We start from the raw sequence: 21,638 nt of genomic DNA, 5'->3' as shown, positions 1-21,638 counted from the left end.
TAATAATAAAACGGGAGGTGTTTAATAACATGGAAATTTTTAATCCTTTAAATATTAAACTTACAAAATATTTATTTTATACAGGTAAAGGCGGCGTAGGAAAAACTTCAACAGCTTGTGCTACAGCAGTTAACCTCGCTGATAGAGGAAAAAAAGTGCTTCTTATAAGTACTGACCCTGCATCAAATTTACAGGATGTGTTTAACACAGAACTTACAAATAAGGGTGTTCCAATTAAGGAAGTACCAAATCTTATTGTTGCTAACCTTGATCCAATTAAGGCCGCTGCTGAGCACAGAGAAAGTGTAATTGCACCTTATCGTGGCAAATTACCTGATGTTGTTCTTAAAAATATGGAAGAACAGCTTTCTGGTTCATGTACTGTTGAAATTGCCGCATTTAATGAATTTTCAAAATTTATAACAGATGAAAAACTCCAAAAGGATTATGACCATATTATATTTGATACTGCACCAACTGGTCATACACTTAGAATGCTTCAATTACCATCAGCATGGAGCAGCTTTATTAGCGAAAGCACACATGGTGCCTCATGTTTAGGCCAGCTTTCAGGACTTGAGAGCAAAAAAGAAATATATAAAAAGGCAGTAGAAACCTTAGCAGATGGAGATTTAACAACACTTGTGCTTATTTCTAGGCCAGAAATGACACCCCTTAAAGAAGCGGAAAGAGCATCAAAAGAATTATCTGAAATCGGCGTTAATAATCAAACAATGATAATAAATGGTGTAATGAGTTCTTTCGATGATAGTGTATCTGAAAGTCTTTATCAAAAACAACAAAAATCTTTAATCGAGATGCCAGAAGGTTTAAAAAAAATTAGGACTTATATGGTACCACTAAGAGCTTACAATATAACAGGAATGGATAATGTTAGATCACTTCTTACCAAAGACAATTATAGTTTACGTCGTGAGAAAATAAATGCAAAAACCATTCCAACTCTAAAAGATGTTATTGAAGACTTATGTAAAGGCAATAAAAAAGTGATATTTACTATGGGTAAGGGTGGTGTAGGTAAAACTACAATTGCAGCAGCTATTGCTTTAGGATTGTCAGCAAAGGGGAAAAAGGTACACCTTACTACAACTGACCCTGCAGCCCATCTTAAATATGTTATTAAAGAAAACAGTAACATTACTATGAGTCACATTGATGAGCACGCTGAGCTTAAAAAATATCAAGATGAGGTCTTATCAAAAGCTAGAGAAACCATGGCAGAGGAAGATATTGCATATGTTAAGGAGGATCTTAGATCTCCATGTACTCAGGAAATTGCAGTGTTTAGAGCTTTTGCCGAAATAGTTGATAAAGCAGAAGATCAAATTGTTGTCATTGATACTGCTCCAACAGGGCATACTTTATTGTTACTTGATTCAACACAAAGTTATAACCAAGAAATTAAACGCTCACAAGGTGATATACCAGAGTCCGTTAAAAAATTATTACCAAGACTCAAAAATGCAGATGAAACCGAAGTTATAATAGTGACACTTGCTGAAGCCACGCCGGTATATGAAGCATTGCGTTTAGAAGAAGATTTAATACGTGCAAAGATTATGGCTAAATGGTGGGTTATTAATTCATCTTTATACAAGTCGAGTTCAACCAATAAGTTACTAGCCGCAAAAGCAAGTAATGAAATTGAGTGGATTAACAAAGTTGATGCACATGCAGAGGGAAAATTTGCAGTTATTCCTTGGAGCCCTGATGAAATTAAGGGTGATAAGTTAAATGAATTATTAGAATAAAAGGGGGGATTAATATGGATCAAAAACCAAGACTAGCATTACTTGATAGGTTCTTAACCTTATGGATATTCCTTGCAATGGCAGTGGGTATTTTATTAGGTTGGGCAGTGCCGGGAGCATCAGTTATTTTATCAAAACTATCAGTGGGTAACACATCAATACCTATTGCAATTGGACTAATAGTAATGTTATATCCACCACTTGCAAAGGTTAATTACAAACAACTTGGAAAAGTATTTAAAAGTCCGAAAATTTTAACTTTGTCATTAGTTCAAAACTGGATTATTGGACCAATATTAATGTTTATTCTTGCAATAGTTTTCTTAAGGTCAGATCCGGGTTTGATGACAGGACTTATATTAATAGGTGTTGCAAGGTGTATTGCTATGGTAATAGTCTGGAACCATTTAGCAGGTGGAGATAGTGAATACGCTGCTGCATTAGTGGCTTTTAATTCAATATTTCAAATAATATTCTATTCAGTATTTGCATATGTTTTTGTAACAGTATTACCACCACTATTTGGACTTACTGGGTATAAAGTTAATATATCAATGGGATCGGTAGCCTCATCAGTTGCAATTTATTTAGGAATCCCATTTGCACTCGGATTTCTCACAAGAGCAGTTCTAGAACCTAAAATGGGAACTGAGTGGTACACAAAGAAGTTTGTTCCAAAGATTAGTCCATTCGCTTTAATTGCATTGCTATTTACAATAGTAGTTATGTTTACTTATAAAGGACAATATATTGTACAACTTCCTTTAGACGTAATTAAAGTAGCTATTCCACTCCTAATTTATTTTGTTATTATGTTTTCAGTGTCATTCTATATTAGTTATAAACAAGGAATTGATTATAAAAGAACAGTAACACTTGCTTTTACAGCTGCAAGTAATAATTTTGAACTTGCTATCGCAGTTGCAGTAGCCGTATTTGGAATACAATCCCAGGAAGCTTTTGCAGCAGTTATTGGACCACTTGTTGAGGTTCCGGTAATGATAGGTCTAGTTAATGTAGCATTACATTGGAAAAAGAAGTATTTTCCAAAAGAGAAAGCTTAATTTTAGTATATTAATCAAATGAATTTATCTTCCCTCAGGCTAATTAAAATAGCTCTGGGGGAAATTATAAATTACTACATATTTATATAAAGGAGAATTATATTATGAAACCAAAGGTAGCATTTATATGTGTTCACAATTCTTGTAGATCTCAAATGGCAGAGGCTCTTGGAAAAAAGTTTGGGTCATCTGTGTTTGAATCATATTCTGCAGGAACGGAGACTAAACCTCAAATTAATCAAGATGCAGTTAGAATAATAAATGATTTATATAAAGTAGACATGAATGCGACTCATTCTTCAAAATTAATTGATGATATACCAGAGGCCGATATTGTAATAAAAATGGGTTGTAATGTAGTTTGTCCAATTGTTGCACATAGGTATGAGGAAGATTGGGGATTAGACGACCCTACTGGGAAATCTGACGAGGAATTCATAAAAATAGCTAAGAAAATTGAAGAGAAAGTTAAGGATTTAAAGAAAAGAATAGAGAACAATGAAATTAATTTAGATGCTGAAATGTCGTTATAGTAATTTCTAAATTAAGTGGTAATTAACTTTTATTCAGCTTATTATAAATATTTATAAATAACATCGATTTAATATCGGTGTTATTTTTTTTGTTCTTTTAGAAGACTAAAGAAAAATTAATTTGTAAGGTTGAATCTATTTTCACAAAAGCAATTCCGAATGATTCTAAGCGTATTAACTCATTGGTACAAAATGGATATCAACCAATTAACAAGAAATTTATGGTGTATGATGCTATTTTGTAAATAAGAGAAATAAGTAAACTTGAATAATTCATATATTAAAAGTTAATACTTCTAATAAGGTGCATAAAAATAGTCGAGGATATGGATTTGCTATTTATTTAGATGCACCTAAGGTGGGGGTAGGTATGAAAAAAGTGTTATGTGTAATTTTAATTTTTATGATAATGTTTACTAGTGGATGTGTTCAAAAAAAAGTGATAACTTCCATATCTAGAAAATATATAGTTTACAACTTAGGAGAATTGCCATCAGATTTGTTAATGGTAGATAATGATAATATTCGAGAAAAAGACTTGTTATTAGTTTTATTTGAAGGATTAGTAAGAGAAGATAAAGATGGCAAAATAGTGCCAGGAATGGCAGAAAAATATGAGATTTCAAAAGATAAAATAGGTTATACATTTAAATTAAGAAAGGATCTCCATTACAGTAATGGAACAGATATAAAAGCTACAGATTTTGTAAGATTTTTTCATGATATTTTGTTGAAAAAAGGAAACAATTTTTCAGAGCAACTATATTGTATATTTGGAGCTAAAGACTTTAGTATGGGAAAAGTAGCGTTTGATAAAGTTGGGATAGTAGCATCGAAAGATAATTTAAGTCTAGAGATAAGGTTAAATAGCCCAAAGGATAACTTTATTAATATCCTTAGTAATCCGGTTTTTACTTTAAGAGATGATAGTATGAATATGAAAAATTGGCAAGACAACTATAAGCAAATTGAGTATAGCGGTCCATTTATTATAAAAAACATAAATAAAGATGGCGAAATAACATTACTAAAAAATCAAAGGTATTGGAGGGCAAATAAAATTGTTAGCAGTGAAATGTTGTTCACTTCAGTAATTGGAGATGAGAAAGCACTTGCTGACTTTGAAACTAATGGAGATAGTGCAAACTCAAAAATTGATGTCTTTGTAAGCCCACCAACAAGTGAAATAAGTACTCTCAGTGATGAAAAGAAAACTGAGGTTAGACCTACACAAAGTAGGTATTATCTGAATTTTAATTTAAAAGATAAAGGACTAGCAGACCAAAACTTTAGAAATGCAATAAATGAAATAATAAATAGAAAATTAATAATAGAAACTTTATCAGAAGACTTGGCGGTTCCGACAATGAATTATACTACCTATACTAGTCTTAATGATAATAGTGATAAATTAATTTTTGATGAATCTCGAAATAAAAGCAAAGGTCAAGAATTTTTGAAAAATAGTACTTATGATAAAGAACAAAAATTAGTTATGGTGTATGAAAATAAAAATTTTGATACCAAGATAAGTGGGGAGCTAGCTAAAAGTATCAAAAAATATTTAAATATAGATGTAGTTTGTACTGGTTATAAAAAAGATGATCTTAAAAAAGTAATAACTTCTGGGAATTACAACATAGAATTTACAGGAAATGATGAAGAATACGGAGACAGTTATAAATTCTTTTCTAAGTGGATAGCTAATTCAAAAGATAATATATATGGATATAAGAATGCAAATTATGATAAAACTGTAGACAAGGCGTTGATGGAAAACAATAATAACAAAAAAATAACAATTTATAATCAGGCACAAGAAATACTAGCAAAAGATTTACCATGTATACCTGTGTATATAGCAAACACAGTGATATGTAAAAAAGAAAACATTAAAGATATCTATACAACTAAAGGTGGAAATCTAAAATTTGATTATGCTTATAAGGAGAATGTGACAGCTGCAAAATAATAAGCAATAATCTTATGAACTTAATCAAAATGTGATAATTTTGAATTTTAGAATCTTTTTATACTTTGGTTTTAGATAACTAAAATTTTTTTCTCGGATTATGCTAATAAAAGTATATATTGCGTAGAATGCATTTGAACAAACCTTAGTAATTCTTAATTTATTTAATTTGCAGTTGCGTAAGAAAGTCGCATGTTTGAGCGGAGCGAGTTTGCGAGTTTTAGCAGATGCAAATTAAATGAATTTTAGAATTACAAGGTGAAGTGAAAGCATTCCAGCAATATATACCTTTAGTTATAGCATAATATGAGAAAAACTATTTATAGTATCATTGATTATGAAAGAATATTGTTAAGAAAAATATAAACATATTTTTGCTACTATCAAAAGATGATTTACTTTGTTTAAAGTTTTCTTTACGTTTGTTGTATACTATATTTTTGATGAATATTGATGCTAATTCATTATTTTCAGGTGTTGGAGCCTCTGGCACTCTGAAATTATCGTCTTGGATCAAATCTTCAGACTTAAGAGAGAAATTTCTGTAATGTTCTGAATCATCGAGTGATGGAGAATCAGGCCAACTTAAGACTATGCCGGAGTCCAAAATTTGGTGCTTAAAAATATCTTGAAGCATGTTTGAGTTATCATCTATAGTATTAGAATCAGAATATAACATAAAGCTATAAATGTAGAGCATTATCTCATCGGAGGTAAAAGTTACTTCTTTTTCGGAGCTTTCTTTTAGTAATAAACCTTTTTCACCATCATATAATTTTGTGAGCTTTTCATATAAATCATCACTAGTATCCTTAAATTTATGCATGGAAGTACAATTATACATAAGTATACAATTTATAAAAAGCATGCAGGAGTAATCTAATTTAGCATTAATAATTAAAGACGGTTTAGTATTATATTGATCGATAAGTAAATCAAGAAAATCTATTAGTAAATTTTCGCATTTCTCGAGGCCGGAGTACTTGTAAAAAATGTTTAGGGCTAAGCATATTTTGTTGAGTTCTTCAAATGAAACATTGTAAATTTCTTCTTTATACAAAGTGAACATATCAAGGATGTCTAAAGCAAATTTTTCATATTCTTGTTCATCATTGTCAAAAGAATAGTATTTGTAGTAAGCAGCCATCATAAAAGCTTGATCAGAAAACTTGAATTTGGCGTTTTTATCTTCAAAAGTAAAGTCTTCCTGCATAGGATCTGTTATATCTTTTTTATCTACAAAAAGTCCATCTTTATTTCGAAAATTAGAAGCATAAAATTCAAGTTGTTCTTTGCATAATTTAAGATAAAGTGAGCTTAGGTCATATTTCGTATCATCTATTTTCTTAAAGCTACGATAATATTCTACGAGTTCTAATAATGATAAAGTCATGAACGCATTGCTATTAATGGTTATTTCTTTTTTAACCTTGCTTTCATTCCAAGTTAATGTTCCTTCTTTCATTTTTAATTTAGCATCTGCTTTTTTGTAAACACATAAAAGTGGAGAATTTAAATTAATTGTGTTAATATCAATCTTAGAAAAAGATTTAGATCTTAAATCTCGTGCCGGAATATATACACCACATTTGGAGTCGAAAACTATATCTTTTAATGATTCTTTTGATAAGTAGAAAAATTGATTTCTTATGTTATTTTTGTTCAATGTATTGACTCTTAAAAAAGGTCCTAGAAAATTCATTATATCACCACCATATATTAGTCCTTATATAGATAATATGATTACATTTACTAAAATGTGCTAGTTTTATTAAATTAGAAGGAAGAATTTAAATGAGGCTTCAAAATTAAATTGGGATGACTTAAAACAAATTATAGATAATAATAAAAGAGAACTATAGGTAGTATAGATAAAGGAGATAAGTATGAAGAAAATAATAATTGCCAGTAATAATGATCATAAAATTGGAGAGATAAAGGAGATTTTATCAGAGTTTGATTTTGAAATATTATCTTTAAAAGAAGCTAATATCAATATAGATGTAGACGAAACAGGAAGTACATTTATTGACAATGCATACATAAAGGCTAGTGAAATTTACAAGATAGCTGACGGGAACATGGTACTCGCGGATGATTCAGGCTTAGCTGTGGAATCGTTAAATGGAGCACCAGGAGTTTTTTCAGCTAGGTTTGCGGGTGTTCATGGAGACGATCTAGCAAATAATGAAAAATTATTATATCTTCTAGATGGTGCAAGTGAGCATGAGCGGAAGGCTAAATTTATTTGTGTAATGGTACTTATAGTTAATGTAGATAAAATAATAAAAGTGCAGGGCGAAGTGGATGGAGTAATCACATCTGAATTTATAGGTGAGGAAGGGTTTGGGTACGACCCATTATTTTATGTAAAAGAATACAAAAAAACATTTGCTCAGATGAACGCTGATGAAAAAAATGCTATTAGTCATAGGGGAAGGGCATTAAATAAATTAAAGATTGAACTTAAAGATTTAGTATAGTAAATATAATTATCATAAGCATAAAAAAGAATAGGACAAAGTAAGATTTATTAGTGAAGAGGGTGATTCAAAATGCAAATAGGTGTTATAAGTGATACACATATGGTTATTAGTAGCATAGAGAGGCTAGAGAAGGAAATAAAGGGAGTAGATGTATTAATCCACTTAGGCGATAATGTAGACGACATAGCTGCTATAAAAAAGTATTATAAGGGCGATATAATAAATGTAAAAGGAAATTGTGATTTTTCTGGAAGTGTACCAAGTGATAGGCTTTTAGAAGTTGGTGGGAAAAAGATTTTTTTAACACATGGGCATAAATATGGCGTAAAAGAAAATTTGTCTGGACTTAGATATAAAGCATTAGAAACAGGGGCTGACATAGTTTTATATGGACACACACATATTGCAAAAATGGATTTTGAAGAAGGAATATGGTATATAAATCCTGGTAGCGCATCACTTCCAAGAGATGGGGATAGGAGTTACGCTATTATAAGTATTAATAAGGGAACTATAAAACCGAAGGTGATAAGATTTTAACTTAATAATTTAGAAGAGTATTTACACGTGAACTTAGTATGAAATGTAACATTTATTTGCATAATAATACTGTTTTCTTATTAAAATATATAAAAGTTATAAAAAAGGTATTGACGTATTAATATATATGGTGTAAAATAATCCATGTCGTCGGAAAAATTCATTAAATACAATGAATAAGACGAGAAAGTTAATTTAGAACATTAAATGATTTTATGGATGTTTAATGAATATCGGGGTGTAGCGCAGCTGGGAGCGCGCGTGGTTTGGGACCATGAGGTCGCAGGTTCAATCCCTGTCACCCCGACCATTTAAATTAATAAGCGGGTATAACTCAATGGTAGAGTGTTAGCCTTCCAAGCTAATTACGAGGGTTCGATTCCCTCTACCCGCTCCAAATATGCGTCTTTAGCTCAGTTGGATAGAGCAACGCCCTTCTAAGGCGTGGGCCGGGGGTTCGAATCCCTTAAGACGCACCATATGGTGGACGTAGTTCAGTTGGTAGAGCGCCAGTTTGTGGTACTGGTTGTCGTGGGTTCGAGCCCCATCGTCCACCCCATTTACACATTGGGATATCGCCAAGCGGTAAGGCACCACACTTTGACTGTGGCATTCGTAGGTTCAAATCCTGCTATCCCAGCCATTATGGTTTACTAGCTCAGTTGGTAGAGCACATGACTTTTAATCATGGTGTCCGGAGTTCGATTCTCCGGTAAGCCACCAAAATAGTAATAATATGCAGGTGTGGCGGAATTGGCAGACGCACTAGACTTAGGATCTAGCGCCTTCGGGTGTATGGGTTCAACTCCCTTCACCTGCACCATTACTATTTGAAATTAAATTAATATTTAAATCATACAAGCGGAAGTAGCTCAGTGGTAGAGTGCCACCTTGCCAAGGTGGACGTCGCGAGTTCGAATCTCGTCTTCCGCTCCAAGTATGTTATTACATATTAAAGATTCAAGCATATTTGCTCAGTTTGATAGAGCAACGTTTTAGGCATAAAGGATTAAATCCTTTAAGATTCACCAAAATATGTGTCATTAGCTCAGTTGGTAGAGCACCTGACTCTTAATCAGGGTGTCCGGGGTTCAAGACCCCGATGGCGCACCATTTAAATTTTGCCGGGGTGTAGCGCAGCTGGGAGCGCGCGTGGTTTGGGACCATGAGGTCGCAGGTTCAATCCCTGTCACCCCGACCATTTAAATTAACAAGCGGGTATAACTCAGTGGTAGAGTGTTAGCCTTCCAAGCTAATTATGAGGGTTCGATTCCCTCTACCCGCTCCATTTTTACTTAATATGCGTCTTTAGCTCAGTTGGATAGAGCAACGCCCTTCTAAGGCGTGGGCCGGGGGTTCGAATCCCTTAAGACGCACCATATGGTGGACGTAGTTCAGTTGGTAGAGCGCCAGTTTGTGGTACTGGTTGTCGTGGGTTCGAGTCCCATCGTCCACCCCATTTTCAAATTTATGTTTGCTATAAATTAATATGGTTTACTAGCTCAGTTGGTAGAGCACATGACTTTTAATCATGGTGTCCGGAGTTCGATTCTCCGGTAAGCCACCAAAATAGTAATAATATGCAGGTGTGGCGGAATTGGCAGACGCACTAGACTTAGGATCTAGCGCCTTCGGGTGTATGGGTTCAACTCCCTTCACCTGCACCATTACTATTTATAAGGCAGTCATTATTTAGAAATTATACATGCGGAAGTAGCTCAGTGGTAGAGTGCCACCTTGCCAAGGTGGACGTCGCGAGTTCGAATCTCGTCTTCCGCTCCAAAATACGCGGGTATAACTCAGTGGTAGAGTGTTAGCCTTCCAAGCTAATTATGAGGGTTCGATTCCCTCTACCCGCTCCAAAAAAAGTCTTTAGTATTTATACTAAGGACTTTTTAAAAATTAATTTATTATGCGCCCATAGCTCAGATGGATAGAGTTGCAGACTTCGAATCTGAAGGTCGTGGGTTCGACTCCCTCTGGGCGCACCATAAACTATGATATAGCAAGCTTTACAGAAATGTAGAACTTGCTGTTTTTTTTGTATTTCTTCATATAAAATTGATTGCAATTTACATAAAATAAAAAACAATACTGCACTTAGGGGGAACCTAGTGCAGTATTGTTTTAATCAGTTTATTAAGTTTTTTAATCAAATAATAGGTTGGTCTATTTAGATTATAGACAATTTATCAGATTCTAATCACTTAATAGATTAAATAGTAAAATATAAATAATTTTAAGATATATAAATCCACATAAAGTTTACATGTTTATTTGATAATTTTGCAATAATTAACTGCTACTATAAATATATAGAAACTTATTAAATATTTTATTATAAACACGAAAAAAATAATAAACTAAAATGGATGGTGCAAAAATGAAAAACGCTAAAAAAATAACATCGATATTAATAGCTGCGTCTATAACTATGGCAATGTTTGTTGGATGTGGTTCAAAAACAACAGCTGCGACTACGACATCAACAGCTTCAACTGCAACTACAGAAACATCAAAACCTGATTCATCGACAATGAAAACGACGTACACAACTGTTCTTAAAGCGTTAGTTACAGATAAAACAATAACACAATCTCAGTCTGACAAAGTTCTTGCTGTAGTCGCAAAAGCTATGCCAAGTGGCGAAAAACCAAGTGGTACAGCTAAAGAGGGTGGCGAAAAACCAACTGGTAGTGCACCTGCTAAGGGTGAAAAACCAAGTGGTACAAAACCAACAGAAGGATCAAATTCTAAAAATAATCAATTAGCATCATTAGTTACTAGCAAAGTGATTACACAAGTGCAAGCTAATACAATAAACACAAAGGTGCAGGCAGCTATGAAGAGCACACAAGCTTCTAAGTAAAATTAAAAATCTTTGAACATAAATGCAAAATGTTAAGGCGACGATAATATAAAATTATTCTTGCCTTAACATTTTTGGGACATATTCAAACTTTAAAATAAATAGTCTGAATATTTGGAGGAATGCTCACTCATTTGTAGAAGATATAAGGTATGATTAACTTTATAATGAATGGAGGAGAATATAAATGAAAAAATTAATTAATAACCCAGAATCTGTTGTTGAAGAGATGTTAGAAGGTATGGTAATGGCACATCCAACTTATATTAGAAAACTTGAAAATGCGAACGTAATTGTTAGAAAAGTTTCACCAATATCCGGGAAAGTTGCTTTAGTTAGTGGAGGGGGAAGTGGTCATGAGCCAGCACATGCAGGTTATGTAGGACATGGAATGCTAAATGCAGCGGTTTTAGGGCCGGTATTTACGTCACCTGCTCCAGATCCAATATATGAAGCTATAAAAGCCGTTAATGGAGGAGCAGGAGTTCTTTTGGTTGTTAAAAACTATACAGGAGATGTAATGAATTTTGAAATGGCAAGTGAAATGGCACAAATGGAAGATATAAAAGTTGCAAGTGTCGTTGTTAATGACGATGTAGCAGTTGAGAATAGTCTTTTTACAGCAGGAAGACGTGGGGTAGCTGGAACTGTATTTGTGCATAAAATAGCTGGTGCAAAAGCAGAAACAGGAGCGAGTTTAGAAGAAGTTAAGGCGGTAGCACAAAAGGTAATTGATAATGTACGAAGTATGGGAATTGCACTAACACCTTGCATAGTCCCTGCACTTGGAAAACCTAACTTTACACTAGCTGAGGATGAAATTGAAATTGGTATCGGTATTCATGGAGAGCCAGGCACTCATAGACAAACAATTAAACCTGTTGATGAACTAGTAGATAATATGGTAGGAAAAATATTAACTGATATGACACTTACGGGCGGAGATGAGGTTGCTGTTATGGTCAATGGACTTGCATCAACTCCACTAATGGAGTTATATATCGTCAATAGAAAAGTTTATAAGATGTTAGAAGAAAAGGGGATAAAAGTTTATAAAACTTTTGTTGGTGAGTTTATGACTTCTCTTGAAATGACAGGATGTTCTGTTACGCTTTTAAAACTAGATGATGAATTAAAAGTTCTTTTGGATGCACAGGCAGATACACCAGCATTAAAAGTGTTATAGTAACATAACAAATTAAGATATCTAAAATGAAAACGCTTAAATATAAGGAAGGATGTGAGAAAATGAGCATTACAGGATTACAAGTAATATTAATTTTAAATAAAATTGCAGAAGTACTTGAAAAAAACAAGCTTTATTTAAGTGAGCTTGATGCAGCTATAGGTGATGGGGATCATGGAATAAACATGAATAAAGGGTTTAATGCAGTTGTAACAAAATTAAAGGATGATGATGGACTTGATATCGGAGTTATTCTTAAGAAAACAGGTATGGCACTAGTATCGAATGTCGGAGGAGCAGCAGGGCCATTATATGGCACAGCATTTATGAAAGCGTCGGCCGCCATTAATGGTAAATCGGATATTGATATTAAAGATTATATTAAGATACTCGAAGCTGCCCTTGGCGGAGTTATGATGCGTGGAAAAGCTCAAAGGGGAGAAAAAACAATGATTGATGCCTTGGCGCCAGCAATTGTTGCTATGAAAAAAGCAGAGAATGCAGGACAAACAGCACTTGGGATTCTAAAAGCTTCTAAAGATGGTGCAATGCAAGGCGTTGAATATACAAAAACTATAATTGCTACTAAAGGAAGAGCTAGTTATCTTGGCGAAAGAAGTATAGGTCATCAAGATGCAGGTGCAACTTCAAGTTATTTAATATTAAATACTATTTTTGAAGAAGTAAAAAACATAAATGAAAGTAAGGTGTAATAAATGGTAGGAATTGTGATAGTTTCACATAGTAGTAAGGTAGCGGAAGGGGTAAAAGAATTAGCGCTTCAAATGGCAAAAAATGTACCTATTGCATCCGCTGGAGGGACTAGCGATAATGAACTTGGAACGGATTTAGAAAAAATAATTGTAGCAATAAAACAAGTGTACTCAGAGGACGGGGTTGTTGTGTTATTTGACCTTGGTAGTGCATGCATGAATGCTCAAATGGCGATTGAATCATTAACAGATGAGATGCAGAAAAATGTGAAGGTTTTAGACGTTGCACTAGTTGAAGGAGCAATTACCATAGCCGTAGACAGTAGTATTGGTAAAGGTTTACACCGAATTGAAGAGGCAGTTAAGAAATTATGTCTTCATAAAATGTCATAAATATTATACGATAAGCATTTATATAATGAAGACATTATCACCAAATAGATTAGATTCATGGATCAATTGAAGTGGCTCCGTTTTGTTTCTTTAGTCTTAATAAGATATCAACTTTCATTCTAGCAGCTAATAGCTGCATTATTGCAATGGCAACAAACTCAGGATCTGCATATTTAAAGTTTTGTTCAGCTTGTTGTAATTCTGCAATAGATTGAGTAATCCCAGTATCCATAGTCATATCCCCCTATTTATAGATTATTTATACTGTATAAATGTATTAAAACATGCTCAATCGGTTAAAGTATATTTTCAATTATGCTTATTTATTTTGGCTTGTCTATATCTGAATTGTTCTTAATTAGATTGTATGTGTGAATGATATATTTTAGAACAGTATGTTCAAATAGTTGGTGACTAAATGTAATAATATAATTTATATGCTAGACACAAAAGTTAATACAGCTGCATTGCAAATTATGTTGACAAAGACTAAATTATATAGTAATATAAGACAAAAGCATAGATAAAAAATTACCTTTAATTTGGTCCGAGAGATCGAGAAGGAAGTAGATATTTAAAGTGTTATTACTACGCCTTCTCATAACAGAGATGGCGTTTTTTGTTTATAAAAAAGTCATAAAATGAACACAATATTAAGAGTGCTAATGTACCTTTAAATTTAGTCCGAGAGACTGAGAAGGAGAGGATATAATATGTTAAAAGGAAGAAATTTGATTGACCCAATGGATTTATCACTACTAGAACTAGAGGAGATTTTTGATTATGCAGATGAAATAATTAAAAATCCTAAGGATTATTCTCACATATGTGATGGAAAGATTTTGGCAACATTGTTTTATGAACCAAGCACACGTACAAGATTAAGTTTTGAAGCAGCAATGTTAAGACTTGGAGGCGAGGTGTTAGGTTTTTCTGAGGCACAATCTAGTTCGGCATCAAAGGGAGAAAGTGTAGCTGATACTATACGAACTGTAGAGTGTTATGCTGATATCGCAGCAATGAGACATCCTAAAGAAGGAGCAGCTAAGGTTGCAGCTATGAATTCTCAAATGCCAGTAATAAATGCAGGTGATGGTGGTCATCAACATCCAACTCAAACATTAACAGATCTTTTAACCATAAGAAATATTAAAGGAACATTATCAAACTTAACAATAGGAGTTTGTGGTGATTTAAAGTTTGGTAGAACAGTTCATTCATTAATAAAAGCCATGTCAAGATACGAAAATGTTAAGTTTATATTAATAGCTCCAAATGAATTAAAAATTCCTAAATATATTAAAGAAGAAGTACTTGAGAAAAATAACATAGAATTTGAAGAGGTTGAAAAATTAGAAGATGTAATCGGAGATCTTGATATATTGTATATGACTAGGGTTCAAAAAGAAAGATTCTTTAATGAGGAAGATTATATAAGGCTTAAAGATATTTATATATTAAACAAAGAAAAAATGCTAAAAGCTAAGAAAGATATGATAATACTTCACCCACTTCCTAGAGTTAATGAAATAGCTGTGGAATTAGATACTGATCCAAGGGCATGTTACTTTAGACAAGCAAAGTATGGTATGTATGTAAGAATGGCACTTATTGCTAAACTTTTGGGGGCTGATAAATAATGGTAAGTATAAATAGTATAAAAAGAGGAATAGTAATAGATCATATTAAAGCTGGTGTAGGACTTAAAATATTCAACTACTTAGGTTTAGATAAAGCCGAATTTACTGTGGCGCTCATTATGAATGCACCTAGTGGTAAACTTGGGAGAAAAGATATAATTAAAATAGAAAACGAGATTGATATAGATTATACAGTTTTAGGATTTATAGATCCTAACATAACAATAGATATAATAACTGGAGAAAAAATTGAAAGTAAAATTAAATTAAAATTACCTGACAATGTTGAAAACATAATAAAATGCATTAATCCAAGATGTATTACATCTACAGAACAAGAAATTCAACATAGTTTTTATCTATCGAATAGAGAAAAAGGCGAATATAGATGTATGTATTGTGATGAGATTAATAACCCAAATAATATATCATAATAAACACGTAATTTGAATTAAAAGGTATGTTCAGTTTAAATAAAGCGTGAAAGGATGATAAACTAATGGAATTATTAATAAAAAACGCAAGAGTAGTTGATTCATCACAAGATTCTATTTTCGATGTGTATATAAATAAAGGGATAATATATGAAATAGGAAAAGATTTGCAAAAAGACTGTGAGGTACTAGATGGAGAGGGATATGTTTTATCACCCTCTTTCATAGATCTTCACAGTCATTTTAGAGAACCTGGATATACGTATAAAGAAGACTTGTTATCAGGAAGTAGAGCAGCAGTTCGGGGTGGTTATACTGCAATAAATTTAATGGCAAATACAAAGCCAGTATGTAGCTCAATGGACGTAATAGATAAGGTTCTTGAAAAAGCGAGCGAAATAGATCTTGTTGATATTCATCAATGTGCATCAATTACAGAGGATTTACTTGGAAAATCTATAGATCATTTATATCAGCTAACACCGAAAGTGAGATTTATATCCGATGATGGTAAGGGTGTTTCTAATAGTCGTATAATGCTTGAGGCGATGGTTGCAGCTAAAGAGAAGAATTTAACAATAATATCTCATGCTGAAAATGAAGAATTAGTAGATATTGATACGAGGCTCGCAGAAAATATGATGACTTGGAGAGATATCGCTCTTTCAAAATTCACTGGTTGCAAGCTTCACTTAGCTCATGTTAGTACGAAAGAAGCTATGAAGGATGTTATAGATGGTAAAAAACAGGGGGCACGAGTTACCTGCGAGGTTACACCACATCATATAGCATTAACAGAGGAAACGCAGTATAGAGTAAATCCACCTATGAGAAAAATGGAGGATGTAAACTTTATAATTAAGGCGATGCAAGATGGCTTTGTGGATGTTATAGCAACGGATCACGCACCACACAGCGTCCAAGACAAAATAAATGGAGCACCTGGTATATCAGGGCTAGAAACCTCCTTTCCAGTATGTTACACTAAGCTGGTAGAAGAAGGTCACATTACTATAAATAAACTTTCTGAGTTGATGTCCAAAAACCCAGCTAAAATTATGATGCTAAATAAGGGTGAAATTAAAATTGGATTTGATGGAGACTTGGTTCTCTTAGACATTAAATCTAAGTACAATATTGATTGCTCACAATTTTTATCAAAAGGACATAATTCTCCTTTTGATGGTAAGAGTGTAGTAGGTAAAGTGATGTGTACTATTAAAGCAGGAAGAATAATTTACAAAGCTAAAGTGGGACAAAACGAAGAGTGGATAAGCAAATAAGATAGCAAAGGTGGAATAATGATTGATTATAGATAGATTATTTGAAAGCGTAGAAAAAAAAGGTAATGTGTGTGTAGGTCTTGACACTGATTTGGAGTATTTACCAGTAGAGTTTAGAAATAAATTTATGCATGATGAACACGCATTATATAGATTTAATCAAATGATAATTGATGCTACATATGACATCGCCGCATGTTATAAGGTACAAATAGCATATTATGAAGCACTTGGCTTAAATGGTCTAAAAGTATATAAGGACACTTTAACTTATATAAAAAGCAAAGGATGTTTAGCAATTGCAGATATTAAAAGAGGGGACATTGCTAAAACTGCTCAAATGTATGCTAAAGCACATTTTGAAGGAGACTTTGAAAGTGATTTTATAACTGTTAATCCATATATGGGGATGGACAGTATTCAGCCATATCTACCTTATGTAAAAAACAATGAAAAAGGATTATTTTCTCTAGTAAGAACCTCGAATAAAGGTGCAGAAGATATAGAATATATAGAGAATAAAGAGAATAAAAAAGTTTATGATATAGTTGGAGAAAAATTATTAAAGATCGGTAGTGAATTTATGGGAGAATGTGGTTACAGCTCTGTAGGTGGGGTTGTTGGATGTACTCATATAGATGAAGGACTAAAGATGAGAAAAGACCTTGGAAAAATGTTTTTCTTAATACCAGGTTATGGAGCACAAGGTGGAGCCGCAAATGACGTAGCTATTTATTTGAAAAACGGAAATGGCGGAGTTGTGAATGCATCTAGAAGTATATTGCTTGCTTATAAAAAAGTTGAAAATGGTGGAAGTCATTTTGAGCAGTGTGCTAGGGCAGAAGCTATAAAAATGAGAGATGCTATACGAAAAGCAGCTAATAAATAATATATGATTTTTATTAAGCACTGGAGGGGTTTATTTGAAATACTCAGTCGAGAAGACATATGAGAATGTTTTAATAAGTGAGGGTGTGTATAAGCTTTCTATAAAAGGGAAATTTAACATTAAACCAGGACAATTTTTTATGTTAAAAACGGGTCAACTTGAACCACTATTACCAAGACCTATAAGTGTATATAATGTAGATGATGAGAAAATAAGTTTTTTATATCAAATAGTAGGGCAAGGAACAAAACATCTTAGTAAACTTAAGGAAAATGATGAACTTCAGATAATGGGACCACTGGGAAATGGATTTGAGGTAGATAAGATTAAAGGGAAAATTGCTGTTGTATCTGGTGGAATTGGTATAGCACCACTTGTTTATTTGATCAAAAAGCTTACTGGTTGTGAAATAGATTTGTATTCTGGGTTTAAAACTGTGGATTATTCTGTGGATTCTGTGGAAAAATATGTAAATAAAATAAACTTATCCACAGAAAGCGGTAAAATTGGTCATAAAGGATACATAACAGACATACTAAATCCAAAAGATTATAGAACAGTTATTTGTTGTGGACCAGAAATTATGATGAGAAAAGTTATAACTATGTGTAATGATGCATACGTTCCAGTATATGTGTCTATGGAAAATCATATGGCCTGTGGAATAGGTGCATGTCTTGTTTGCACTTGTAAAACCAAGGGTGGAAATAAGAGGACATGTAAAGATGGCCCAGTGTTTAACGGAAAGGATTTGATCTTTAATGACTAAAGTAGAATTATGTGGAGTAGTTTTAAAAAATCCTGTTATAGCTGCATCTGGAACTTTTGGATTTGGTGAGGAATATAAAGATTATTACGATGTAGGAAGACTTGGTGGTATATCTGGCAAGGGTCTTACGCTACATAGTAAACAAGGAAATGATGGAATAAGAATTTATGAATCCCGTGGTGGAATGTTAAATAGTGTAGGGCTTCAAAATCCAGGTATTGAAAAGTTTATAACTAAAGAACTTCCATTGATGCTAGAATACAATACAGCTATAATCGCAAATGTTGGTGGTAGTAGCGTTGAGGAATATATGGCTGCAATAGAAAGATTAAATAACGAGGCCGTAGACATAATTGAGTTAAATATATCTTGTCCTAATGTATTATGTGGAGGTATGGCTTTTGGAATTAAATCAAAGGTAGCATATGATGTGGTACGCCAGGTTAAAAGTGTATGCAAAAAACCTCTTATGGTTAAGTTATCACCAAATGCTGAGGATATAGTAGATATGGCATATAAATGCTGCGAAGCTGGAGCGGACGCATTATCTTTAGTGAATACTTTTAAAGGTATGGCAGTAGATATACATAATAGGCGTGCAATATTTAATAATATATATGCAGGGGTATCAGGACCGGCAATAAAACCTATGGCACTTAGAATGGTGCATGAAGTATGCAAAGCCGTAGACGTTCCAGTTGTGGGAATGGGTGGTATATCCACATTCGAAGATGCTATAGAATTTATAATGGTGGGAGCACAGGCCGTTAGCGTTGGAACTGCGAATTTTATAAAACCTGATGTTTGTATAGATATAATAGAGGGAATTGAGAAGTATATGATCAAAGAAGGTATCAAAGATTTAAGTGAAATTAGAGGAATTATATAAGGAAACTTAGGCGCCATGTACTTAAAATAGGAGGAGATTATATGAATATAAATGTTTTAGATATATTAAAAGAATCAGGAGCACTACTTGAGGGACATTTTCTGTTATCATCAGGAAGACACAGCAATAGATATTGCCAATGTGCAAAACTTCTTCAATATCCTGATAAATCTGCAAAAGTACTTAGCATAGTTGCTGACAAAATAAAAGATATAGAGTTTGATATAGTAGTAGGACCTGCAATGGGAGGAATAGTAGTAGCTTATGAAGTAGGTAGACAAACTGGAAAACCTGCTATATTTACTGAAAGAGTAAATGGCACTTTCGAACTTAGGCGTGGATTTGAAATTAAAAAGGGACAAAAAGTTTTAATTACAGAGGATGTAGTGACTACCGGTAAATCTTCTTTAGAAACAATAGAAGTATTAAAAGGACTTGGAGCTGAAGTAGTTGGTATATGTTGTATAGTAGATAGAGGAAGTAGCACTATTGATTATCCTATATACAGCGCTATAAAACTTGATATTGAAAGTTACGATCCAGCAGATTGCCCACTTTGTAAAAGTGGATCACCATACATAAAGCCTGGAAGCCGCAACATAAAATAAAAGGTATCCATTTTCTTCGCCAATGCTATAACTAAAAGTATATATTGCTTAAATGCGCTCACGTTATCGTGTAATTCTAAAATTTCTTTTATTTCCATTTGCTAAAAAATGCAAACTCACTGCGTTCAAACATGCATTTTTCTTTACGCAATTGGAAATAAAATAAATTAAGAATTACTACGATTTGTTCGAACGCATTTTGCGCAATATATATACTTTTGTTAGCATTGACGAAGAAAACTAATTAGTTCGGTGAAAGGGCGGTGAGTATCCTTTGAGTAATATGTGTGAAGGTAAGTCCCAAATGGGGGGCTTACCTTATTAAAATTATTAATATTATAGCTCCTCAGGAGATGATTTAATAAAGTATCGCTTCGCTGAAAATATAAGAGATAGTCCTAAAATGGAAGATATCCAGCCTTGATTATAAGATGATGGTCCGGTAAGTTTTAATAAATAAATAATAGATAATATTAGAAAAAACATATTGTAGGTTATCATTAGCCAATAACCCCATTTTTTAAGCCTTAATAATCCATAAGATATTGTTAATAGAATTAAAAGGAATAAGGCTTTAATTGTAACATTAGAAAAAGTAGGTGTTGCCGTAACAATTCCAAATTGTTCAGTAAACTTTGGGAATAATGATATTATCAGTAAAAAAACATTTAAAAAATTTAAATCAACAATATAAGTTACTAATACAGGCCTTTTTTCTTTCATACATATTACTCCTTTTAATTTATAAGTCACAATTTAATGATCGGATTATGTAGGAATTTATCAGCGTAGATAATGGGCTATCATAATACGTTTATTACCACATCTAATGATTGCGCTCATTTTTCAAATATACTTTGTTTATTTAGTTGTAGTTGACTTGATGTCAGCTGAATAACTAATTCCTCAATTGCTGATATGCTTGCTACAGCACAAAGTATATACATCAACACAGTTGTATGGATATAAGGAAGAAGTATTGGAAATATGAATAAAACTATGCCGGTGATTTTATTCCCGTAAGTGTGAAGACTTGCAAAGGTTTTATATTTTTTTAGGGCTACAAGCATTGATGCTAATCTGATAATAGCAATTGAAATAATCCAAAGTATGATTTCAGTTGAAGGATTTACGATTGGATAAAGTATAGATAATAATACAATTATCATTATCATGTCAGCTATGGAATCAATCTTTGCACCAAGTGTGCTTGTTGTTTTTGTCTTTCTTGCGATAAATCCATCCGCAATATCACTGAATCCACAAATAATATATATTACATAAAAGGTCATGCTTAATGGCTTAACAAAAATCAAGATCAGAGAAAAAACTATTCTACTAAAAGATATACAATTTGGTATTGTTTTTATCTCATCAACTCCTCCAGTATATTTTTGAAAGTTTTCTATTTATATACCCAATAATTTGCTATTGTGTTCATATTTAATTATACAAGATAGTAGTGTTATTATTCAAATATTTAACATGGATAAGTATAAATTATTTCCTTAAGTTTAAAAGTTCCTGATGAGATACAATAAAATTATAAGAATGTTTTTAGAAGTTGAATAATATATTGCCTATGTTATACTTAATAA

21 protein-coding genes and 18 tRNA genes are annotated in these 21,638 nt (G+C 32.8%); 35 read left to right on the top strand and 4 right to left on the bottom strand.

The window, feature by feature from the left end; translation table 11 throughout:
* Window positions 1-29: 29 nt before the first annotated feature.
* From arsA to KPL44_RS00780, 4 genes are all read left to right on the top strand, one after another.
* Window positions 30-1,772 (top strand): arsenical pump-driving ATPase, encoded by a 1,743-nt coding sequence (gene arsA, locus KPL44_RS00795; protein ID WP_216246500.1) that lies wholly within the window; start codon window positions 30-32, stop codon window positions 1,770-1,772.
* Window positions 1,773-1,786: 14 nt separating this feature from the next.
* Window positions 1,787-2,836: an ACR3 family arsenite efflux transporter gene (gene arsB, locus KPL44_RS00790; protein ID WP_216246499.1), complete on the top strand. Its 1,050-nt coding sequence runs from the start codon at window positions 1,787-1,789 to the stop codon at window positions 2,834-2,836.
* A gap of 104 nt (window positions 2,837-2,940) precedes the next feature.
* A complete protein-coding gene (locus tag KPL44_RS00785) occupies window positions 2,941-3,369 on the top strand; it encodes an arsenate reductase/protein-tyrosine-phosphatase family protein (protein WP_216246497.1) in 429 nt (142 codons plus the stop codon).
* 370 nt (window positions 3,370-3,739) lie between these two features.
* Window positions 3,740-5,341, top strand: coding sequence for a peptide ABC transporter substrate-binding protein (locus KPL44_RS00780; protein WP_216246495.1), 1,602 nt, complete (start codon window positions 3,740-3,742; stop codon window positions 5,339-5,341).
* A gap of 328 nt (window positions 5,342-5,669) precedes the next feature.
* On the opposite strand, the gene KPL44_RS00775 is transcribed toward KPL44_RS00780, so the two are convergent.
* Window positions 5,670-7,043, bottom strand: a complete 1,374-nt coding sequence (locus KPL44_RS00775; RefSeq protein ID WP_216246493.1) for a hypothetical protein — start codon at window positions 7,041-7,043, stop codon at window positions 5,670-5,672.
* A 184-nt stretch (window positions 7,044-7,227) separates the two neighbouring features.
* On the opposite strand from KPL44_RS00775, the gene KPL44_RS00770 reads away from it, so the two are divergent.
* The 24 genes from KPL44_RS00770 (at window position 7,228) to dhaM (ending at window position 13,528) form a co-directional block, all read left to right on the top strand.
* Window positions 7,228-7,824 carry an XTP/dITP diphosphatase gene (locus KPL44_RS00770; protein ID WP_216246491.1) on the top strand — a complete coding sequence of 199 codons (597 nt, stop codon included), beginning with the start codon at window positions 7,228-7,230 and terminating at the stop codon, window positions 7,822-7,824.
* A gap of 72 nt (window positions 7,825-7,896) precedes the next feature.
* On the top strand, window positions 7,897-8,367 hold the full coding sequence (locus KPL44_RS00765) for a metallophosphoesterase (protein WP_216246490.1): 471 nt from the start codon (window positions 7,897-7,899) through the stop codon (window positions 8,365-8,367).
* Window positions 8,368-8,601: 234 nt separating this feature from the next.
* A tRNA-Pro gene (locus tag KPL44_RS00760) sits at window positions 8,602-8,677 on the top strand.
* A 13-nt stretch (window positions 8,678-8,690) separates the two neighbouring features.
* Window positions 8,691-8,764, top strand: a tRNA-Gly gene (locus KPL44_RS00755).
* A gap of 5 nt (window positions 8,765-8,769) precedes the next feature.
* A tRNA-Arg gene (locus tag KPL44_RS00750) sits at window positions 8,770-8,846 on the top strand.
* Window positions 8,847-8,850: 4 nt separating this feature from the next.
* Window positions 8,851-8,926 (top strand) — tRNA-His (locus KPL44_RS00745).
* Between the two features lie 9 nt (window positions 8,927-8,935).
* A tRNA-Gln gene (locus KPL44_RS00740) sits at window positions 8,936-9,010 on the top strand.
* Between the two features lie 4 nt (window positions 9,011-9,014).
* A tRNA-Lys gene (locus KPL44_RS00735) sits at window positions 9,015-9,090 on the top strand.
* Between the two features lie 15 nt (window positions 9,091-9,105).
* A tRNA-Leu gene (locus KPL44_RS00730) sits at window positions 9,106-9,190 on the top strand.
* Between the two features lie 38 nt (window positions 9,191-9,228).
* Window positions 9,229-9,303: transfer RNA gene (locus tag KPL44_RS00725), tRNA-Gly, on the top strand.
* A gap of 101 nt (window positions 9,304-9,404) precedes the next feature.
* A tRNA-Lys gene (locus KPL44_RS00720) sits at window positions 9,405-9,480 on the top strand.
* Between the two features lie 12 nt (window positions 9,481-9,492).
* A tRNA-Pro gene (locus KPL44_RS00715) sits at window positions 9,493-9,568 on the top strand.
* A 13-nt stretch (window positions 9,569-9,581) separates the two neighbouring features.
* Window positions 9,582-9,655: transfer RNA gene (locus KPL44_RS00710), tRNA-Gly, on the top strand.
* A gap of 14 nt (window positions 9,656-9,669) precedes the next feature.
* A tRNA-Arg gene (locus tag KPL44_RS00705) sits at window positions 9,670-9,746 on the top strand.
* A gap of 4 nt (window positions 9,747-9,750) precedes the next feature.
* Window positions 9,751-9,826 (top strand) — tRNA-His (locus KPL44_RS00700).
* Between the two features lie 32 nt (window positions 9,827-9,858).
* A tRNA-Lys gene (locus KPL44_RS00695) sits at window positions 9,859-9,934 on the top strand.
* Window positions 9,935-9,949: 15 nt separating this feature from the next.
* A tRNA-Leu gene (locus KPL44_RS00690) sits at window positions 9,950-10,034 on the top strand.
* A 40-nt stretch (window positions 10,035-10,074) separates the two neighbouring features.
* A tRNA-Gly gene (locus KPL44_RS00685) sits at window positions 10,075-10,149 on the top strand.
* Window positions 10,150-10,155: 6 nt separating this feature from the next.
* A tRNA-Gly gene (locus KPL44_RS00680) sits at window positions 10,156-10,229 on the top strand.
* Window positions 10,230-10,281: 52 nt separating this feature from the next.
* Window positions 10,282-10,358: transfer RNA gene (locus KPL44_RS00675), tRNA-Arg, on the top strand.
* Between the two features lie 392 nt (window positions 10,359-10,750).
* Window positions 10,751-11,236, top strand: coding sequence for a hypothetical protein (locus KPL44_RS00670; RefSeq protein ID WP_216246489.1), 486 nt, complete (start codon window positions 10,751-10,753; stop codon window positions 11,234-11,236).
* A 187-nt stretch (window positions 11,237-11,423) separates the two neighbouring features.
* Window positions 11,424-12,422, top strand: coding sequence for a dihydroxyacetone kinase subunit DhaK (gene dhaK / locus KPL44_RS00665; RefSeq protein ID WP_216246488.1), 999 nt, complete (start codon window positions 11,424-11,426; stop codon window positions 12,420-12,422).
* Window positions 12,423-12,484: 62 nt separating this feature from the next.
* Entirely contained in the window at window positions 12,485-13,135 is a 651-nt protein-coding gene (gene dhaL / locus KPL44_RS00660) for a dihydroxyacetone kinase subunit DhaL (RefSeq protein WP_216247097.1), read from the top strand.
* A 3-nt stretch (window positions 13,136-13,138) separates the two neighbouring features.
* The gene (dhaM, locus tag KPL44_RS00655) at window positions 13,139-13,528 is read left to right on the top strand and encodes a dihydroxyacetone kinase phosphoryl donor subunit DhaM (RefSeq protein WP_216246487.1); all 390 of its coding nucleotides are present in this window, start codon (window positions 13,139-13,141) and stop codon (window positions 13,526-13,528) included.
* 55 nt (window positions 13,529-13,583) lie between these two features.
* Here dhaM and KPL44_RS00650 read toward each other — a convergent pair whose 3' ends face one another.
* Window positions 13,584-13,760: a hypothetical protein gene (locus KPL44_RS00650; protein WP_216246486.1), complete on the bottom strand. Its 177-nt coding sequence runs from the start codon at window positions 13,758-13,760 to the stop codon at window positions 13,584-13,586.
* 481 nt (window positions 13,761-14,241) lie between these two features.
* Between KPL44_RS00650 and pyrB the strand changes: the two genes are divergently transcribed.
* The 7 genes from pyrB (at window position 14,242) to pyrE (ending at window position 20,040) form a co-directional block, all read left to right on the top strand.
* Complete coding sequence (pyrB, locus tag KPL44_RS00645; protein ID WP_216246485.1) at window positions 14,242-15,168, top strand: aspartate carbamoyltransferase; 927 nt, start codon at window positions 14,242-14,244, stop codon at window positions 15,166-15,168.
* On the top strand, window positions 15,168-15,602 hold the full coding sequence (locus KPL44_RS00640) for an aspartate carbamoyltransferase regulatory subunit (protein ID WP_071614337.1): 435 nt from the start codon (window positions 15,168-15,170) through the stop codon (window positions 15,600-15,602). Before pyrB ends, KPL44_RS00640 begins: the two co-directional genes overlap by 1 nt.
* A gap of 65 nt (window positions 15,603-15,667) precedes the next feature.
* Window positions 15,668-16,885 (top strand): dihydroorotase, encoded by a 1,218-nt coding sequence (locus KPL44_RS00635; RefSeq protein ID WP_216246484.1) that lies wholly within the window; start codon window positions 15,668-15,670, stop codon window positions 16,883-16,885.
* A 22-nt stretch (window positions 16,886-16,907) separates the two neighbouring features.
* Window positions 16,908-17,774 carry an orotidine-5'-phosphate decarboxylase gene (gene pyrF / locus KPL44_RS00630; RefSeq protein ID WP_216246483.1) on the top strand — a complete coding sequence of 289 codons (867 nt, stop codon included), beginning with the start codon at window positions 16,908-16,910 and terminating at the stop codon, window positions 17,772-17,774.
* 34 nt (window positions 17,775-17,808) lie between these two features.
* A complete protein-coding gene (locus KPL44_RS00625) occupies window positions 17,809-18,543 on the top strand; it encodes a dihydroorotate dehydrogenase electron transfer subunit (protein ID WP_216246480.1) in 735 nt (244 codons plus the stop codon).
* Window positions 18,536-19,432 (top strand): dihydroorotate dehydrogenase, encoded by an 897-nt coding sequence (locus tag KPL44_RS00620; protein ID WP_216246478.1) that lies wholly within the window; start codon window positions 18,536-18,538, stop codon window positions 19,430-19,432. The genes KPL44_RS00625 and KPL44_RS00620 overlap by 8 nt, the downstream gene beginning before the upstream one ends.
* 41 nt (window positions 19,433-19,473) lie before the next feature.
* Window positions 19,474-20,040: an orotate phosphoribosyltransferase gene (gene pyrE / locus KPL44_RS00615; RefSeq protein WP_216246476.1), complete on the top strand. Its 567-nt coding sequence runs from the start codon at window positions 19,474-19,476 to the stop codon at window positions 20,038-20,040.
* Between the two features lie 336 nt (window positions 20,041-20,376).
* On the opposite strand, the gene KPL44_RS00610 is transcribed toward pyrE, so the two are convergent.
* Both KPL44_RS00610 and KPL44_RS00605 read right to left on the bottom strand, forming a co-directional pair.
* Entirely contained in the window at window positions 20,377-20,763 is a 387-nt protein-coding gene (locus tag KPL44_RS00610; protein ID WP_216246474.1) for a hypothetical protein, read from the bottom strand.
* Between the two features lie 116 nt (window positions 20,764-20,879).
* On the bottom strand, window positions 20,880-21,410 hold the full coding sequence (locus KPL44_RS00605) for a CDP-alcohol phosphatidyltransferase family protein (RefSeq protein WP_216247096.1): 531 nt from the start codon (window positions 21,408-21,410) through the stop codon (window positions 20,880-20,882).
* Between the last annotated feature and the right edge of the window lie 228 nt (window positions 21,411-21,638).

It is taken from the genome of Clostridium sp. DSM 17811 (genome assembly GCF_018861905.1).
In the GTDB taxonomy this organism is placed as follows: Bacteria; Bacillota; Clostridia; order Clostridiales; family Clostridiaceae; genus Clostridium_AD; species Clostridium_AD frigoriphilum.
This window is presented reverse-complemented; position numbering and strand designations above follow the sequence as displayed.